19 protein-coding genes are annotated in these 18,014 nt (G+C 48.7%); 13 read left to right on the plus strand and 6 right to left on the minus strand.

Annotated features, from left to right (window positions below):
• Positions 1-41 precede the first annotated feature (41 nt).
• The 7 genes from HH301_RS02925 to HH301_RS02955 all read left to right on the plus strand — a co-directional run bounded on the left by HH301_RS02925 (position 42) and on the right by HH301_RS02955 (position 6,598).
• Positions 42-752, plus strand: a complete 711-nt coding sequence (locus HH301_RS02925) for a helix-turn-helix transcriptional regulator (RefSeq protein ID WP_169566574.1) — start codon at positions 42-44, stop codon at positions 750-752.
• A 113-nt stretch (positions 753-865) separates the two neighbouring features.
• On the plus strand, positions 866-1,573 hold the full coding sequence (gene pyrF / locus HH301_RS02930) for an orotidine-5'-phosphate decarboxylase (RefSeq protein ID WP_169566575.1): 708 nt from the start codon (positions 866-868) through the stop codon (positions 1,571-1,573).
• A 1-nt stretch (position 1,574) separates the two neighbouring features.
• Positions 1,575-2,237 carry a phosphoribosylanthranilate isomerase gene (locus HH301_RS02935; protein WP_169566576.1) on the plus strand — a complete coding sequence of 221 codons (663 nt, stop codon included), beginning with the start codon at positions 1,575-1,577 and terminating at the stop codon, positions 2,235-2,237.
• A 12-nt stretch (positions 2,238-2,249) separates the two neighbouring features.
• Complete coding sequence (gene trpB, locus HH301_RS02940; protein ID WP_169566577.1) at positions 2,250-3,461, plus strand: tryptophan synthase subunit beta; 1,212 nt, start codon at positions 2,250-2,252, stop codon at positions 3,459-3,461.
• Positions 3,461-4,273 (plus strand): tryptophan synthase subunit alpha, encoded by an 813-nt coding sequence (trpA, locus tag HH301_RS02945; protein WP_169569469.1) that lies wholly within the window; start codon positions 3,461-3,463, stop codon positions 4,271-4,273. Before trpB ends, trpA begins: the two co-directional genes overlap by 1 nt.
• A gap of 15 nt (positions 4,274-4,288) precedes the next feature.
• A complete protein-coding gene (accD, locus tag HH301_RS02950) occupies positions 4,289-5,281 on the plus strand; it encodes an acetyl-CoA carboxylase, carboxyltransferase subunit beta (protein ID WP_169566578.1) in 993 nt (330 codons plus the stop codon).
• Between the two features lie 12 nt (positions 5,282-5,293).
• A complete protein-coding gene (locus HH301_RS02955; RefSeq protein ID WP_206378138.1) occupies positions 5,294-6,598 on the plus strand; it encodes a bifunctional folylpolyglutamate synthase/dihydrofolate synthase in 1,305 nt (434 codons plus the stop codon).
• Between the two features lie 8 nt (positions 6,599-6,606).
• Here the strand turns inward: HH301_RS02955 and HH301_RS02960 are convergent, their stop codons facing one another.
• Entirely contained in the window at positions 6,607-7,296 is a 690-nt protein-coding gene (locus HH301_RS02960) for a response regulator transcription factor (protein ID WP_169566579.1), read from the minus strand.
• Between the two features lie 292 nt (positions 7,297-7,588).
• Between HH301_RS02960 and ribA the strand changes: the two genes are divergently transcribed.
• Together ribA and HH301_RS02970 are read left to right on the plus strand one after the other, a co-directional pair.
• Positions 7,589-8,710 (plus strand): GTP cyclohydrolase II, encoded by a 1,122-nt coding sequence (gene ribA / locus HH301_RS02965; protein WP_169566580.1) that lies wholly within the window; start codon positions 7,589-7,591, stop codon positions 8,708-8,710.
• Between the two features lie 148 nt (positions 8,711-8,858).
• A complete protein-coding gene (locus HH301_RS02970) occupies positions 8,859-9,848 on the plus strand; it encodes a hypothetical protein (protein WP_169566581.1) in 990 nt (329 codons plus the stop codon).
• Here HH301_RS02970 and HH301_RS02975 read toward each other — a convergent pair.
• Positions 9,845-10,750 carry a DMT family transporter gene (locus tag HH301_RS02975; protein ID WP_169566582.1) on the minus strand — a complete coding sequence of 302 codons (906 nt, stop codon included), beginning with the start codon at positions 10,748-10,750 and terminating at the stop codon, positions 9,845-9,847. The two genes, HH301_RS02970 and HH301_RS02975, sit on opposite strands and share 4 nt — an antisense overlap.
• Positions 10,751-10,803: 53 nt before the next feature.
• Between HH301_RS02975 and HH301_RS02980 the strand changes: the two genes are divergently transcribed.
• Complete coding sequence (locus HH301_RS02980) at positions 10,804-11,319, plus strand: L,D-transpeptidase family protein (RefSeq protein WP_169566583.1); 516 nt, start codon at positions 10,804-10,806, stop codon at positions 11,317-11,319.
• A 100-nt stretch (positions 11,320-11,419) separates the two neighbouring features.
• The gene (locus HH301_RS02985) at positions 11,420-12,820 is read left to right on the plus strand and encodes an MATE family efflux transporter (RefSeq protein WP_169566584.1); all 1,401 of its coding nucleotides are present in this window, start codon (positions 11,420-11,422) and stop codon (positions 12,818-12,820) included.
• Between the two features lie 13 nt (positions 12,821-12,833).
• Here the strand turns inward: HH301_RS02985 and HH301_RS02990 are convergent, their stop codons facing one another.
• Positions 12,834-13,505, minus strand: a complete 672-nt coding sequence (locus HH301_RS02990) for a YggS family pyridoxal phosphate-dependent enzyme (protein WP_169566585.1) — start codon at positions 13,503-13,505, stop codon at positions 12,834-12,836.
• Between the two features lie 75 nt (positions 13,506-13,580).
• Here HH301_RS02990 and HH301_RS02995 point away from each other — a divergent pair, with 75 nt between their 5' ends.
• Positions 13,581-14,168: a thiamine phosphate synthase gene (locus tag HH301_RS02995; protein WP_169566586.1), complete on the plus strand. Its 588-nt coding sequence runs from the start codon at positions 13,581-13,583 to the stop codon at positions 14,166-14,168.
• Here HH301_RS02995 and HH301_RS03000 read toward each other — a convergent pair.
• The 3 genes from HH301_RS03000 to HH301_RS03010 all read right to left on the minus strand — a co-directional run bounded on the left by HH301_RS03000 (position 14,165) and on the right by HH301_RS03010 (position 17,001).
• Complete coding sequence (locus HH301_RS03000; protein ID WP_169566587.1) at positions 14,165-15,001, minus strand: sulfotransferase domain-containing protein; 837 nt, start codon at positions 14,999-15,001, stop codon at positions 14,165-14,167. The two genes, HH301_RS02995 and HH301_RS03000, sit on opposite strands and share 4 nt — an antisense overlap.
• Complete coding sequence (locus tag HH301_RS03005) at positions 15,002-15,841, minus strand: sulfotransferase domain-containing protein (RefSeq protein WP_169566588.1); 840 nt, start codon at positions 15,839-15,841, stop codon at positions 15,002-15,004.
• A gap of 110 nt (positions 15,842-15,951) precedes the next feature.
• The gene (locus HH301_RS03010) at positions 15,952-17,001 is read right to left on the minus strand and encodes a porin (RefSeq protein ID WP_169566589.1); all 1,050 of its coding nucleotides are present in this window, start codon (positions 16,999-17,001) and stop codon (positions 15,952-15,954) included.
• Positions 17,002-17,437: 436 nt separating this feature from the next.
• On the opposite strand from HH301_RS03010, the gene HH301_RS03015 reads away from it, so the two are divergent.
• The gene (locus HH301_RS03015; RefSeq protein ID WP_169566590.1) at positions 17,438-17,995 is read left to right on the plus strand and encodes a DUF3576 domain-containing protein; all 558 of its coding nucleotides are present in this window, start codon (positions 17,438-17,440) and stop codon (positions 17,993-17,995) included.
• Positions 17,996-18,014: the final 19 nt, after the last annotated feature.

An 18,014-nucleotide genomic window follows, 5' to 3' on the forward strand; every position in this document is an offset into this window, starting at 1 on the left:
GTAGTCTACACTCATCTTCAAGAAATTTTCCGGATAAACCAATGCGCCGGGCAGACCGTCTTTTTCAAATCATTCAAATTCTTAACCGTAAGGCTACAGCCCAAACCGCTGAGGAAATTGCCCTTGAATTGGAAGTCTCAGTGCGAACCGTCTACCGGGACATTCAGGACTTGATGAAGAACCATGTCCCAATTGTTGGGGAGCGCGGGACCGGTTATCTGATGCAGGACGGCTATCACCTACCGCCGTTGATGTTTACTGAAGAAGAAATTGACGCTGTCATGCTGGGGGTGGACTGGGTAAGGGCGAACGGCGATCCTGAAATGCAGCGCGCCGCTGAAGACATTCTCGCCAAAATTGGTGCGGTCCTGCCAAAGAACCGGCAGGCCCTTATCTCATCCTTACGAAACGTTGTTTATAAAGACCAAACCCAAGAGCCGATTAGTATTTCAATGCCCATGGTTCGAGATGCTATCCGCCGCCGCCTGAAAATTGATACCACTTATCATACGCTGGACGGACGGGTTACAAACCGGGTCTTAAGCCCGCTTCTAATTGTGTTTTTCCAGAATATTCAGCTGCTGGTAGCCTGGTGTGATTTACGCCAAGACATACGCCATTTTCGCCTTGACCGTTTTAAAAACCTATCGCTGACCAATACAGTTTTTACCGGTCAAAGATATGATCAACTGAAAGAACATCTTAAAGAACAGGATCGTCAGAAGGCAAAAATGAAGAAGAAAGCTCAATAATTTTCTTATAAGTCAAAAAGTTGACATTTTATGCGCCTATCGCTTCACTTTCCGGTCAAAAAGGCTATTATCCACTGCTTTTCATTCAAATCGAGCTGGTTTAAAAGACTGCCATGATCCGCAACATTCCAAAAAATCCAGTCCTTGCTGCAATTGACAAGGACAATCTTGATGAAGCTGACAGTATTGTCTCGGCAATCAAGGCCTCCGTGGGTGGGATCAAGCTGGGCAAGGAGTTTTTCACCAGCTTTGGACCGCAAGGCATCCTAAAAATCGCGGGAACTGATACACCCCTGTTTCTGGACCTCAAATTTCATGACATCCCCAACACTGTTGCTGGTGCCGTCAGATCTGCATCAAAAGTCATTGCTCCCAATATGATGACCATTCATGCGAGCGGGGGACCTGCCATGATCCGGGCGGCCGCGGATGCAGCCGCTGAATTTGACCACTCGCCCTGGATTTTGGCAGTTACCGTGCTTACGAGTATGGATGATGCCGACCTTGCAGCAACGGGAGTGAACTCAACAGCTTCCGACCAGGTGCTGCGCCTGGCGGACCTCGCCCAGAAAAATGGTGCGGACGGAGTGATCTGTAGCCCCCTGGAAATCAAGACGCTGAGGGCAGAGTTTGGCCCTGATTTCAAATTAGTTGTGCCAGGCATCCGTCCTGCGGGCAGCGACCATGGCGATCAAAAGCGGGTCAAGACACCGGCAGAAGCCCTGATGGATGGAGCCGATTATCTCGTTATTGGCAGACCAATTAGCGCACTTGCCAACCCCGCTGCTTCCGTTACGGAAATTCTGGAAAGCCTTGGTTGATATGGACACGGTAGCAGCAAAAATCTGTGGGCTAAATGATCCGGTTTCGCTCAAATCAGCGCTGGATGCAGGTGCTGAGTATATTGGGGTCGTCTTTTTTCCCCCAAGCCCTCGCTCTCTTATGCCCGCTGAGGCAAAAGAACTCTTCGGCGACTACCGGGGATCAGCCAAACTGGTCGGATTATTTGTTGATCCAGATGATGAGCTGATCCGTAGCGCTTTAGAAGCAGTCCCTCTTGATATCCTGCAACTTCACGGTAACGAAACTCCGGAGCGGGTCCAGGAAATTCGGGTCAAGTTCGGCAAACCTGTGATGAAGGCCGTCAAAATTGCTACCCGGGATGATCTTTTACAGGCAAAAGCCTATGAAAGCGTATCAGACATGTTGCTGTTTGATGCAAAAGCACCTAAAAGCATGAAAGACGCTTTGCCTGGAGGAAACGGTCTAAGCTTTGACTGGACGATGCTTGCAGATCTGGACACAACGTGTCCTTGGATGCTCGCAGGGGGCTTGACTGCTGACAATGTAACGGATGCTGTGCGGATTAGCAGGGCTAAAGCCGTGGATACGTCATCAGGCGTGGAAACTGAGCCCGGCAGAAAAGATCCGACAGAAGTGGTCCGCTTTCTAGAAGTGGTCCATGGCATAAATTTGGAAAGTTGAACTGGGAAACCCATGACGCAGTTGAATACATATCGGACCGGCCCTGACGATACAGGTCATTTCGGCATTTTTGGTGGGCAGTTTGTGGCTGAAACACTGATGCCCCTGATCCTGGAGCTAAACGACGCCTATGAGGCAGCGAAGAAAGATCCGTCCTTCGCTGAAAAATTGAATGGCCTTTTGAAGCATTACGTCGGGCGGGAAAGCCCTCTCTATTTTGCAGAACGACTGACGGAGCATTTTGGTGGAGCTAAGATCTATCTGAAGCGGGAAGATCTTAATCACACAGGTGCGCACAAGATCAATAACTGTATGGGCCAGATCCTTTTGGCCATGCAGATGGGCAAAACCCGGATTATTGCTGAAACAGGCGCTGGTCAGCATGGGGTGGCAACGGCCACAGTGGCTGCCCGTTTTGGCCTTCCCTGCACAATTTACATGGGTGAGACAGATATTGAGCGGCAAAAGCCCAACGTCTTCCGCATGAAACTCATGGGCGCTGAGGTTGTCCCGGTTGTCTCCGGCTCTCGCACCCTTAAAGATGCCATGAACGAAGCGCTTCGTGACTGGGTCACCAATGTGGAAGATACCTTCTACATCATCGGTACCGTCGCGGGACCTCACCCCTATCCGACACTTGTTCGGGACTTCCAGAACGTGATTGGCGAAGAAGTCCGCCGTCAGATGATGGAAGCCGAAGGGCGTCTGCCTGACAGCCTTGTTGCTTGCATCGGCGGTGGCTCTAACGCGATGGGCTTATTCCACCCCTTCCTCGATGATGAGGACGTGGAAATCTATGGTGTTGAAGCTGCCGGATATGGTCTGGATACCGATAAACATGCCGCTTCTCTTAAAGGTGGTCGCCCTGGTGTTCTCCATGGCAACCGAACTTATTTGCTGCAAGATGATGACGGACAGATCATTGAAGCGCATTCCATTTCCGCCGGTCTTGATTACCCCGGTATCGGTCCTGAACATGCTTGGCTAAATGATATTGGCCGGGTCAATTATGTCAGTGCAACCGATCAGGAAGCGCTGGATGCATTTCAGCTATGCTGTGAGCTCGAAGGTATTATTCCAGCGCTCGAATCCAGTCATGCGCTTGCCTACCTAAAACATTATGCTCCGGACCTGCCAAAAGATCATATCATTGTGGTCAACCTTTCTGGTCGAGGGGACAAGGATATTTTTACTGTTGCTGATGCCCTGGGAGTAGAGCTTTGATTGAAACCCGTATTGATCGTCGCTTCAAGGCCTTGAAAGATCAGGGACGTGCCGCCTTTGTTAGTTTTGTTATGGCCGGGGATCCGGATCATGACACGTCTCTTCGGATTTTGGAGGGTTTACCTAAGGCGGGAGCAGATATTATTGAAATCGGCATGCCCTTTACGGATCCAATGGCCGATGGACCTGCCGTTCAACAGGCAGGGCTTCGGGCACTTGCTGCAGGCACAACGCTCAAGTCCACACTGGAGCTAATCAGGTCCTTCCGAAAAACCGATAACGATACGCCGATCATTCTGATGGGTTACTACAATCCAATCTACTCATATGGCGTTGACAAATTTCTTGGTGACGCCAAAGAAGCCGGTGTTGATGGTTTAATTGTGGTAGATCTTCCTTCCGAAGAGGATGCAGAGCTTTGCCTCCCTGCAAAAGAGGCTGGCATCAATTTTATTCGATTGGCGACACCAACCACAGATGACAAACGCCTACCTTCTGTTTTGCAAAACAGCTCAGGTTTCCTTTATTATGTCTCCATTGCCGGAACGACAGGCGCCGCAGCGCCAAAAGCCAGCGATGTAGATGTTGCCTTGAAACGTATTCGGGCTGCAACGGACCTTCCTATTGCCGTCGGTTTTGGGATCCGGTCTGGTCAACAGGCTGCAGAAATCGCTGAAATCGCTGATGGAGCTGTTGTCGGCAGTGCTTTGGTCGAATGCATCGCCAACGCTAAAACAAAGGATGAAGCTGTCAGTTCCTTGCTAAAACTGGCATCTGAACTCTCTGCCGGTGTGCAGAGCGTTTCCAAATAACAACAGGACTTATTCATGAACTGGCTGACAAATAAAGTTCTTCCAAAGATCCGCAATCTGACGAAATCGAGTGATACGCCTGATAATCTCTGGGTAAAATGCCCCGAATGTGGCCAGATGCTGTTTCACAGCGAACTTGCCCAGAACCAAAGCGTCTGCAGTCACTGTGACCATCACATGCGTTTAGGCCCCAAAGAACGGTTTGAAGCTTTATTTGATGGGGGAAAATACGACGTTATCGAACTGCCAGACGTGCAGGTTGATCCTCTGAAGTTCCGCGATTCCAAAAAATATCTCGACCGACTGAAGGACGCTCGTAACAAAACCGGCGACAAAGACGCCATGATTGTTGCCCATGGTAAGCTCAAAGGCAATACGGCTGTCGTTGGTGTGCAGAACTTCAACTTTATGGGTGGTTCCCTTGGAATGGCAGTGGGAGAGGCAATTATTGCAGCCGCCAAACTGGCGATACTCCAAAAAGCACCGCTGATCCTCTTTACCTCAGCCGGTGGCGCTCGCATGCAGGAAGGTATTCTGTCCCTCATGCAAATGCCCAGAACAACTGTCGCAATCCAGCGCCTGAAAGAGGCAAAGCTGCCTTTTATCGTGGTGCTGACGGATCCAACAACTGGCGGCGTAACCGCGTCTTATGCGATGCTTGGCGATATCCAGATTTCAGAGCCTGGAGCGCTCATCTGTTTTGCTGGCCCCCGTGTGATTGAGGAAACCATTCGTGAGAAACTGCCAGAGGGCTTCCAGCGGGCTGAGTTTTTGCTAGAAAAAGGCATGCTGGACATGGTTGTCCATCGGCATGAACTGAAAGATACGCTTGCCCGGATTGTCGATCTCACCAGTAATAAGCTGAAAACCGTGCAGCCGGAAATTCCAAAAGCTTTAAAAGAACCCAAAAAGTCTGAAAAAAGCGAAACAAAAAGCACTGAAAAGCCTGCTGAAGAGGACAAAAAAGTCGAGCCTGCAAAAGCAGACGAGATAAAGACTGAAAAATAAGGGTATTCCAGTTTGCCGGGACTGCATAGTGACGTGATCCTGAAGCGCCTTATGGCGCTTCACCCCAAGGTAATTGACCTGTCTCTGGACAGAATGCATTCCATACTGGAAAAGCTGGACCACCCGGAAAAACGCCTTCCACCGGTTGTTCATGTGGCCGGTACCAATGGGAAAGGCTCCCTAATTGCCTACCTGAAAGCCATACTTGAGGCGGCCGGGTATCGGGTACATGTCTATACATCACCTCATCTGGTGAAATTTGCCGAAAGAATTGTCTTGGGCGGCAATATTATTCCGGAAGCGAAATTATCAGACCTGCTTCTCGCCTGTGAAGAGGCAAATGGCGAAGATCCCATCACCTATTTTGAGATTACCACAGCGGCAGCCTTCAAGGCTTTCAGCGAAAATCCGGCCGATATCCTTCTCCTGGAAACCGGTCTCGGAGGAAGGCTCGATGCCACAAATATGGTGGAAAAACCAGCGGCAACAGCCATTACCCCGGTCAGTCATGACCATGAGCAGTTCCTCGGAAGTGATCTCGCTGGCATTGCACGGGAAAAAGCCGGGATCATCAAAAAAGAAAGTCCGCTTATTCTCGGACCCCAAACCGAGGTGGCAAAATCAGCCATTCTGCAAAGAGCTGCTGAGCTGAATGTTTCAACAGCTGTTTTTGGAGATGACTGGTCTGCCAACCGCATCGACGATGAATACTGGACCTTTAAGGGAGAGCGCTATAGCGGTACCTATAGCTTACCCAGCCTAAACGGCCCTCATCAGGTTCCAAATGCAGGAACAGCCCTTGCTGTGCTGGAGACGTTGAAAGACTTCCCCGTTACGCCGGCAAATATCGAAGCAGGTTTGAAATCCGTTTACTGGCCAGCCCGTATGCAGCATCTGGAACATGGAAATCTGGCTCAACGGCTGCCAGATAATGTCGATATCTGGCTGGATGGTGGCCATAACGAAGCTGCTGCAGAGCGGATTGCTGAGTGTTTCCTGGAATGGGAAACAAAAGATGACAAACCGACCTATCTGATCTGTGGCATGCTGGAGACGAAAGACCAGCTCAATTACCTGCGTCACATGCAGAAATTTGCGCAAAAGGCCATCATGGTTCCAGTTCCAGGGGAGCCTGCCTCAACTCCTGAGAAAAAGCTGGCAGAGCTTGGGCGGGCTGCCGGCCTGGATTGTGAATATGCAGTCAGTGTAGAAGATGCCGCCGACAATTTAATCCCATACCTGATGCGAAAGCCCTGTCGGCTGCTGATTGCTGGCAGTCTCTATCTTGCTGGAACCGTCCTTAGAACCAACGGCTAAGCCCCATTTTAAGGGGCCAAGCGATAACCACCTGTTTCAGTTACTAGGATTGCGGCTGAGGATGGGTCTTCTTCGATCTTTTGGCGTAACCGATAGATATGGGTCTCCAAGGTATGCGTGGTGACACCCGCATTATATCCCCAGACTTCATTCAGCAGGATATCCCGAGAAACAACCTTCTGGCCGGCCCGGTATAAATATTTCAGGATATTTGTTTCCTTCTCTGTCAGGCGGATTTTCTCGTCCTTATCCTCGTTGAGAAGAAGTTTCTTTGACGGCTGAAAACTGTAGGGGCCAATGGCAAAAACGGCATCTTCACTCTGCTCATGCTGCCGCAGTTGAGCCCGGATCCGGGCCAGCAAAACCCCAATCCGAAACGGTTTTGAGACATAATCATTGGCACCGGATTCCAGTCCGAGGATCTGATCACTATCGCTATCTTGTGCGGTCAGCATTATGACCGGTGCGCGCGAGCCATTTCGTCTCAAAATCTTGCAGGCTTCACGTCCATCCATATCCGGCAAGCCAACATCCAACAGCACAAGATCAAAATGGTTCTGCTTCAAGAGTTCGAGCCCCTCGGAAGCTGTTCCAGCCTGTTCTGTCTCAAATTCTTCATGGAGATCCAGTTGCTCTGCAAGTGTTTGACGCAATGTTACGTCATCATCCACCAGCAGAATTTTACGAGTTCCAGACATCCTATGCTCCCGTTACGCTCGATTGTTTAGACAACCCAGTACAAATTAAGCGCCCTTGTAATCAGCTTACAGATTTGACCTATTTATCCATATTCAAGTCGTTTTGATAGACTTTCCCCAAAAGCTCACAGACTTGTTACCCAACGCGAGCTGTCGTGTTTAGCCAGTCCCATCTCGTCACAAAGGCTGCTTAATATTCTATAATGTGGTGATATTCACACTTTTACAATTGGTAAAAGGGATATAGGACTGCTACAAAGCAAAGAAAAACCACTCTTTGATACCTGAAACCATGACAAATCCGGCAGCTTTACCAGACGCCTCTAAAAGCCTTCGAAATGTGGATAGAGCTCTCGCTGATCTTAGGCGGGCTCTTTGTGTAATCATTACAGATAATGAAAGCGCTGCTCTTATCCTCTCAACCGAAACAGTTTTTGCCGGTGCCCTCCAGCATTTAGAGAGCCTTGCAGGCACTCCAGCTCGTCTTGCTCTGACCGCTCATCGGGCGAATGTGCTGCATATCATGCCAACGGGTGATGATACCATTTTGCTCTCCATCGAAGACTGGATGAAACCCGAACTTCTTCGCTCTCTTGCAGATGCGACACATGATCTGGACCAGCCGTTTCGGGGGCCTTTTAACCGGATTAAGGAAATGGCTCCTAACACGGCCAAGGCAGGTATCAAGCTAGCAAAATTGGGGCGGCTCCTGCCCTCCGTACTCATCGCGGATCTGGACCCTGCAAAAGTTGAAACATTAAAGGCAGAAGCAGACCTTCTGGCTGTCTCTGTTGATGAAATCTTTGGCTATGACGATCAAGCCGCCCGCCAACTGAAGCCTGTCGCTATCGCCAACGTACCGTTGCAAGCTTCCGAGAATACAAAGATTCAAGCCTTTCGTCCGCTTGATGGCGGCATAGAGCACCTGGCTATAATCATCGGTGATCCGAAACGGCACGAACCGGTTCTCGCCCGTCTACATTCGGAATGTTTTACAGGTGATCTCGTGGGATCCCTCAAATGTGACTGCGGAGAGCAACTTCGCGGTGCAATCAAAGCAATTTCCGATCAAGGTTCAGGTGTTCTTCTGTATCTGGCTCAGGAAGGGCGCGGGATCGGCCTTATCAACAAGCTAAGAGCCTACAAACTCCAAGGGGATGGATTTGATACCATCGACTCCAACGAACGGCTCGGCTTTGATGCGGATGAACGGATATTCCGGCCCGCTGCAGAAATGCTAAAGCATATGGGCTTCGACAGCGTTCGCCTTATGACCAACAACCCTGAAAAAATCGAAGGGATGGAGCGCTCTGGCATCAAGGTCGTTGAGCGGGTTTCCCATAAATTTCCCTCCAATACCCATAATGAGCTTTATCTGGCAACAAAACGCAAGAAGAGTGGCCATTATCTCTAACTTGTGAATAGGTCAAAAAGGCTAATGGCTCCGGAAAATTCTGCCGGGCTGGCTTTTATCTTTTCCCCCAAGCATCTGAGAATGGCAGAAATCTGCGACTCTTTTCTGGCATAGACTTTGCTTAATTACTAGCGAAGGAGAAATTTTGATGTCAGTCAGTACCGTAACCGAAAGCCAATTTGCCTATATGGACCGCATGATTGAAGGCGGCGCTCAACATACTTACGCGCAAAAATCGGCCTCAGTTACGGAAGCGACATCATCAGCATCCAGCGAAGGTGAAGAGTTTTCCTTCTTCGGCAAAGATGGTTTTGGCTTTGATGATTTTCTCGATATCATCAACCCTCTTCAACATATCCCAGTTGTTTCAACTATTTACCGCGAAATTACAGGCGATGAACTTGCACCTGGAGCTCGTCTCATCGGAGGTGGCCTTTTTGGTGGCGCCATTGGTCTCGCATCTTCTGTTGTAAACACAGTTGTTGAGGTGGAGAGTGGAAAAGATATTGGGGAACATGTGGCCTCCCTCTTCTCGGATGACGCGGTAACAGACACTGTTCAGGTTGCGGCAACGCCCGAGGCTTCAGCTGCGCCATCGCCGCTTGTTGACGCCCAAGCTGCTAAAAATATTGCGGCTGAGCAAGCCCCTACCGTTCAAAAAGCTTCTGCAGAACAATTAGCCGCAGCCCAGATGATGGCAGCTGCCATGCGATCCACACCGGTGACCACACAAAAAGATACTGATCAATCAGCTCAAGTTGAAAGCATCACCCAGACAAGCGCTGCAACACCTGACACAGCAAAACCAGCGCCCACGCTCGCTATGGGACTGGAATGGAAAACACAGCCTCCAAATTTGCAAAAAACAATCGACAAAATTCAGACCCAGCATGGTGTTGAACTAAGTGCCAGCCAGATTTCTCAGCTCATGAATTCTTTGGGCAAAGCACCAGGCTTAACCCCAAAAACGGAACAGCCAAATCAGGCAGTAAAATCAACCGCCCCTGAAATCGTCAGTGACGCAACTCCAGTAACGCGACACAAGGCCTCCAGCGCTTATGATAAAGGCGTTGATCTCGCAGCAAGTCTCAGCGCTTCACAAAACCCATACGCCTATATGAACCAGTCTGTTCGCTAAGATTGAGGACGTATGATTAGGTGGGATAATTTTAGTTGAGTAAAAATCATCCCTGCGAGAATTAGGCCGAGCCCCATATAGGTTTGCGAGGTGGGAATCTCCGCCGCAAACAAGACACCCCACAGAACACCCAAAACCGGGTTCAGGTAGTTATTCAACGCGACAAAAGTCGCTCCAACTCGCATAATCACGAAGTAGAGAACCATCGTTGCAATCGCGGTTGGGAATATCCCAAGCACTACCAGCGCGCCCAAAGATTCCATTGAGGGTGTCAGTGTCCATGGCTCATCTACATAGATGGCGATTGGAACAGCTATGATACTGGCCACTAAAAGCACCCCCGCTGCCCGAGCGAACGAATCCATAGGCGGCATAGCCCGTGTGATAAAGCCAGCGGTTACATAACAAGTTGCCCCTGCCACAATAGCAAGTTGACTGACCGCATTGGTTCCAAGCTGCAAAATCGCTTCTGGTCCGATCAGCACAATGAGCCCGATAAACCCTACCAGAACGCCAAAAACCCGGTCTGGGGTCAGCTTCTCATCCTCAGTCAATAGATGCCCCAATACAAAACCGATTAACGGGGCAGTCCCGATTAGGATAGACGCCACTGAGCTTGGTGTTGTCAGCTGTGCCCAGCTAATCATATTAAAGGGCAACACATTACCGACAATGCCCACGGCAATGAAAAACAGCCAACTTCGCCGATCCCGAGGTAGCTCTGCTCCCCTAATCCGCATAACCAGATAAAGGACAACTGCCGCAATTAGGATCCGGCCCGCGGCCACTGATTGCGGCGGCAATGTATCAACGGCGAACTTGATAAACAAGAAGCTGGAGCTCCACATTATAGACAGAGAGAGGAGTGCCAGGAAGTCGACAGATTGGGGTTTCGTTGACATGATGGGGACTTTTCAGTGTGACAATCTAGGCAAACAGATTTACATCTGAGGGTATGCATATTCAAGTGAAAGCGATCAATGGTCACAAAGGTATTCTCTTATTCAGAGAGAAAAGGTATGACTGCGCTCTTGGTAAAGCCGGGGTAACGCACCTTAAGAAGGAAGGTGATCACGCTAGCCCGATTGGTACTTTTCCGCTTCGGTCAGTCTACTACCGCCAGGATCGGTTGCCGGAACCGCCAGAAACGCACCTTCCGCTGCATCCAATATCCCAAACTGATGGCTGGTGTGATGACCCACAACTTCCAGAATATAACCGTAAAGTAAGTTTACCCTTCACAGGCAGCCATGAGGTTATGGCGAGGGAAGACCATCTCTACGACATCGTTGTCATTCTGGGTCACAATGATAATCCCCCTGTTCCTGGAGAAGGTAGCTGTATTTTCATGCATGTTGCCACTGAAGAGTATAGCGGAACCGAGGGGTGTGTTGCCCTGGCAAAGGCAGATCTACTGGAATTACTGAAAACTGTAAGCACCGACACACTTATTGAGATTTTACCAAATTAGTCTTTCATTTTTTTCGATAGCCGGTCTATTCTATTTCTTGAATGTCGGGCGGGCCACATTTCTCACTTAATATTTCAATCCCCTAAGTTGTGAGTTTTCCATGACTGACCCAACTTCTTTTCCCGAAAAGAACGCTTACCTAACGGCTTCCCTGCCCTCCCTATTTTTGAAAACAGCCGCGCCAATCATATTGGTGACTTTTACAAACGGTTTGTACACAGTTGTCGATGGGTGGTTTATTGGCCGATATGTAGGCCCTGATGCCCTCTCCGCTGTGACAATGGTGTTCCCACTATTCATGATGATTATCGCTCTTGGAACCCTCGTTTCAAGCGGCTTTGCAAGTGTGTTTTCACGTTATTTCGGTGCCGGAAAGAAAGAGCTGGGAGAGCAATCAATGCTCAGCGCCTTACTTCTTTCGTTTTTCATCTGCTTGATCCTTATTCTTCTTTATCAGGCATGGGGTTTTCAACTGGTTCAGGCGATTGCTAATGGCATCGATCCACTCGCAGAGATGGGAGATATCTATCTCAGCCTGACCATCGCCTATAGTCCACTCTTCTTTTTGGTTGCTTTGCTTTCAGACAGCCTGCGTTGCCAAGGCAAGGTGGGCATGATGGCCCTCATCTCTATTCTGGCGAACGTATTTAACATCACCTGCAACTACATTCTGATTGTCGGGCTGGATATGGGGGTGGCCGGCAGTGCCTATGGTACAGCCCTTGCCCAGGGCGGCGCATCACTCATATGCCTAATCTATTTCTACACGCGAAAAGATACGGCTCGCTTCAGATTTACGGGGTTCAAAAACCTCACTTTAAACTGGGGGCAGTTTCTTGCGCTTGGCGCACCGATAAGTCTGACATATGTCGGCGTATCAATAATTACCGGCGCAAATATCTATCAAATCCAACAGTGGCATACCGGAGAGTATGAAGTCTCTGTGGCAGCCTACGGTATTGTGACCAGACTCTTGACCTTTGGCTATATGCCGCTTCTAGGTCTAACCCTTGCGCAGCAGGCAATTGTCGGTAATAACTATGGGGCAGGATTATGGGACCGGACCTACAGCTGTCTTCGCCTGACAGTAACCATAGCTTTCGTCTATTGTGCCACGCTACAGATCCTCTTTATGGTTTTTCCATCAGAAATCGCTGGAATTTTCGTACAGGATCCAGCTGTCATTGCAGAAACAAACAGAATCCTGAGCCTGTTTGCTATTCTTTATGTTCTTTTTGGACCCTTGCTAATGTTTCCGGGATTTTTCCAAGCCATTGGAGATGCCCCAAAAGCCGCGACACTTAGCCTGACAAAAATTTACCTGATTAGTCTCCCGATGATCATGGGACTGCCCCACTTAATGGGGGAAGTTGGAATTTGGTACGCAGCGCCCGTTACTGAGGCTGCCGCCCTGATCGTCACGCTGATCGTCGTCAGTCGAGTTGTCAGGCATCAACAAGGGTTGCGCGGATGGATGCAAGCCAGAAGCAGCTCCACTTAGGCTGAAGTTAAAATTATCTGGGGGACCGGGCGCCAAAAACGCCTGTGCCCACCCTCACATAGCGAGCGCCAAACTGTACCGCGTATTCATAATCACTGCTCATACCCATGGACAGCTTCTCAAGACCATTTCGGACTGCAATCTTGCCAAGCAAAACAAAATAGGGCGCTGGCTGTTCTTCTACAGGAGGAATACACATTAACCCCTGAACATCCAGTTTATGAACATCCCGACATTCAGCAACAAAAGCGTCTGTGTCCTCAATGGCAATGCCTGATTTCTGAGGTTCCGCCCCAATATTGACCTGAATATAAACCGGAACTCTTTTCCCTTGCTTTTCCATTTCTGAAGCAAGGGCTTTGGCAATTTTAGGTCGATCAACGGTCTGGATCACATCAAACAACTCTACAGCCTCTTTCGCCTTATTACTTTGAAGAGGTCCGATCAGGTGGAGCTCCACACCTTCATATTTCCTTTTAAGCTCTGGCCATTTGCCTTGTGCTTCCTGAACTCGGTTCTCCCCAAATACTCGATGTCCTGCTTCCAGCGCCTCAATGACGCGCTCGATAGGTTGTTGCTTGGAAACAGCTATTAAAGAGACTTTAGCCGGGTCCTGACCCCATTTTTCTGCTCTTTTCTTGATCCGGGCCTTGATATCCTGAAGATTAGCGGCAACGTCCGACATTTGAGACCTTTCTACGTGATTGGCTGATCCATTCTGCAGATAGCAGAGAATGGACATAAAAAAAACAGGTAGCTCATGTTTTTACAGCGATCTTCTGAAACGATAGACCCATTATTTCCAAGTGCTTTCTATTTCACTGATGACAACCGGTCCACGGATCTGCCCTCTGTCATCGCCCGCTTGCCCAGTGATACAGGTGTGATTTTTCGCCACTACGACCATCCAAAAAGAAAAGAGCTAGCAGCAGTCATCCTAAACCAATGTGCAAGAAGACAATTACCATGCTTCATCGCAAAAGATGCAGCCGTAGCCTATCTGATGGGAGCTGACGGCGTGCATTTACCAGAGTATATGATCCCAAGGATTCCGCTCCTAAAGCATCGTTATCATGGCCTTCTCATCAGTGTCGCCTGTCATAATAGGCGGTCCCTCCTGACAGCCGAGAGGCTCGGCGCTGATCTTGCTTTCCTCTCCCCCCTATTTCCCACCAAGAGCCACCCGGGCGCACGAACCCTGTCTCCAATTAAGGCTTCAACATCAATTAACTTATTGAAAAATATGCCAGTTTATGGACTTGGCGGCGTGACAGCAAATAAGCTTAAACGCCTAAAACTGGCTGGCTTTAAGGGCTTTGGAGCGATTTCACTTTTTGAGGAAAGTTAGTAGCCTTCTGGTAAATAACCAAAATGCTGCATCAAGGGACGGTTGGTCGAAATGATACGATCGACTTGTTCAGAAGTCAGCTTGGATCGCCATTGTCCAGTTTTACCGCTTCGGAAGAAGCTTTTGCTATGTTGCGACCTTTCCGCAAATCCATCTTTCTTTTCCATAGCCTTTAATGACTTAAAAGATGACTGACGAATGGCTCTTTGAAGCATTTTCTCATCGAGATTTACGCCTAGAAATTTCAGTGCATTGCCCATGGTTTTGGTAGGATCGGCATGAAGATCTTCATACCGAATTACCCAAACCGGAAAAGGAGGACGCTGCGTCCAACTCGCGATGTTATTAGCCCAGGAGCTAAAGACTTGCCGGACCATAGTCTCGTTAGGTGCAGTACTTCCACTTTGGTTATTCATAAACTCTATAGCCTGATCAAGAGAGAGCCCGAAATGATCGGCTACAGAAATTACGGTATCCAGTGGATTTCGGAGAATGTAAAACGCTGATCTCGTGACTTCAGGCGTGATGAGTGGCACCCCGTGCAATGTATTCAAAAGGTTATGAGTTTTTACAAACTTCAGCCCTGCCCCTCTGGACGCAATAAAAGCATGGGCTTTTGGGGTCAGCTTCATAATGTCTGGATCAGTCAGTTTATCCACATCTTCGTCAGTCACGGCCCGGTATGAAGATTTGCTAGAACCTCCAAAAGTAGACAAATCCAGACTATTTAGATCCTGTCGGTTTTCTCCGCCGAGAAAATAGTTATTTAATAGCATCCGAACCCAGGTATTCCCGGATTTTGGATAGGATGCAATCCAAACAATCGAAGGCATCTAGACTTTAACCCCCTTTAAGTAGCCATATTCTGCCATTTTCTCTCCGTGCACATCGACAACACGCTTGACCTGCTCCTCTGTCAATTCCTGCCGCCAGCCACCCGCCTTGCCAGACCTAAAAAAACTCTCTGCCTTATCAGATCTTTCTATAAAGCCATCCTTTTTCTCCTGCTCTTTTAGAGACTTGAAGGAGGAGTTCTTAATGGCCTTGGCGAGAATATTTTTTGGGGGGTTTATGCCCAAAAATTTTGCCAGTTTTGAAAATGTCGCCCCAGGTTTAAAAAGCATATCTTCGTATCGCATACGGTGCAGATACTGGGGATTGAACTTCTCCCAACTGGCCACATGGCTGGACCAGGTTCCATAAACTTGCGCTAGTTTATAGTCATCTTCCGGGGTTTGTGCGTCTGGGTTGTTCATGAAATCAATGGCTTCATCGATCGAGAAGCCGAAATGATGTGCAAGGCTGATGGATACATCTAACGGATTTCGCACAATATGGATCGCGCCCGCCGTTTCTTCGGCTGTAATAAAAGGCACATCCCAATTTTTACCGAGAAAGTTGTGGGTTTTAACGAATACGGATTGAGGTCTGGAGCGGGTCATCAAATGATGAGCTTTCGGGGTCAACTTCATGACCTCTTCGGGACTAAGTCCATCAAGCTTTCCGCCAGCAGCCTGTTCATACCAATATTTCTGGCCATCCCCATAGGCAAACTGAGATAGCTCGTTGATATGGACAGATTTTGCTGGGTTTAAAATCAGGTTCTGCAAAAAAGACCGAACCCAAGTATTTCCTGATTTCGGATACGATGCCAGCCAGATGATACCACCCATAAAACTCTCCCTTTGAACCTGGACAACTTAAGGGAAAAGCCGGCACTGCTTCAATAAAAAAGGGGCGGCGAAATCGCCACCCCTCAAAGTCTCAACTTGTACTTCTAAGATTAGAAGGACAGAGATGTACCTACGAAGAAGATCGTAGCGCCATCACCAACAGTTGCGCTTTCAAGATCGTCTTCTGCATCCCAGAACTGTACACCACCGAATGCAGTGATTCCTGGGCCAAGAACGTACTGACCACCGACTACTACTGAGTCAAGGTGTCCGTCAGAAGCGTCGTCAAGATCTACACCAGCGTACTGTACGCCGATTTTCCATGGGCCCTGACCATAAGTCAGACCAACGTTGTAGTCATGACGTTCTTCGTCATCAACGTTACCGTCGTTGTCTGTGAATTTGTATGCAGCACCGACAGAGAAACCTGCAACATCAATAACGATACCACCAGCGATTTCGTCCTGATCTTCAGCAGTGTCGCTTGTTACCAGTTCGTAACCGAGAGAAGCTGCTACACCAACGCTTGAGAATTTGCCTGTGTAGTTAGCAGCAATAGAGAAACCTTCGTCAGATGCGCCTTCGTCTTTGATGACTGCGTAAGGAGATGCACCTGTACCTGTTTCTTCGTCAGAGTCTGGAGTGTAAGAAACACCCAGCTGGAAGCCGGAGAAGCGTGGTGTGAAGTATGTGATTTTGTCAGCGTCGCTGATGTCGTTGATGTATGTGGATGGGTTAATGCCCAAGCCAGATGCATCAGCGTTAGGAGATACCAAGCCCCAAGCTGGAACTGGTGATGGTGATGCATAATGCATCAGGTAAGCAGCTGAGTTTTCAGAACCAACCAGAACACGACCAAAAGAACCGTCGATGTACATGTAAGTTTCGTCAACCTGGTCGCCTGTTGCACGAGCTTCCAACTGAACGTTGACACCGAAAGTCAGGCCGTTGTCCAGAGTTGTTGAACCCATGAAGAAGACTTCGCCTTCGTGACGGATGTCTGTTGGCAGCTGATCGCCATCATCGTAGTCAGCAACTACGAATGAAGTCTGCAGGTAACCACCGAGGCCGAGTTTGATTTTTTCAGCAGCAGAAGCTGTGCCTGCTGTGAGTGCACTAGCAGCTACCAAAGCTGTTGTGCCCAAGATTACTTTTTTCATTTTGTCTCCCCTCTGCTCATGAAAGCTAGAGAAAATAAAGTTTGAAATAAACGACGCAAGGCACGGTGGCCTTGTTAGCCAAGTGAAATAAAAGACTTTAACCCCCGAACGGTCAAGCAATGGACCTTCTGGGTTTTTCCTGTTTTGGATGAACTGTGCTGAAAAAGTCACAAAGTGCGAACCAGAAAGGGGGTCCTTAATCGATAGTTTTTAGTCAAAACCTCTAAAGAATGTGTTTCTGAGCTGAAAAGCACCTATATTTTGTGTTATGTGGCCAAAATTTGGAAAAACAACGAAAAGTCGCTCTTTCGGTTATTGTCGTTGCCTATAACCTGCTTTAGACTGGCGCAGCTTTTGAATCCATTGATTTTTGGGGCCACAAAATGACCGGCTTCCAAATTTGGATTAAACGAAGGAAACGAGGGATCCGACCATAATGAAATCGAAGACGCAGAAATGCAGTTTTAAATTTGCAGCTTTCGGGTTTTTAAGCCTTTTTCTGCTTTCCAGCTGCAGCAGTAATCTAGGTACGGATTCATCCTTTCCTGAATCTGGTGCTTCTGGTCAGGTTTTTCCCGCAGGTCGCCCGAAAGAACGTGAAACCATTTTCGGAGAGGGTGGGATTCTCGGTGGTGGAAAATCACTTGAAGAAAACCAAGGTGGAAGTGGTATTGGCGTAAATGGGTATTTGTGGCGGGCATCTCTCGATACACTCTCCTTTATGCCTTTAAGTTCCGCGGATCCGTTTGGCGGTGTGATTATCACAGACTGGTACACACCCGCTGAGTCTCCAGGAGAACGTTTTAAAGTGACCGTTTATATTCTGGATCGCCGGCTTCGTGCTGATGGGATCAGAGTTTCTGCGTTCAAGCAAAATCTTGACAGCACTAATAACTGGGTCCCGGTAGAGCTCACCCCCAAAACAATCACAAACCTGGAAAATGCAATTCTTCGGCGTGCGCGCGAACTTCGGATCACTCGCGAAGGCGAATAAACATTCCTTTTCAGCTGAG

Source organism: Sneathiella limimaris (genome assembly GCF_012932565.1).
GTDB lineage: Bacteria > Pseudomonadota > Alphaproteobacteria > Sneathiellales > Sneathiellaceae > Sneathiella > Sneathiella limimaris.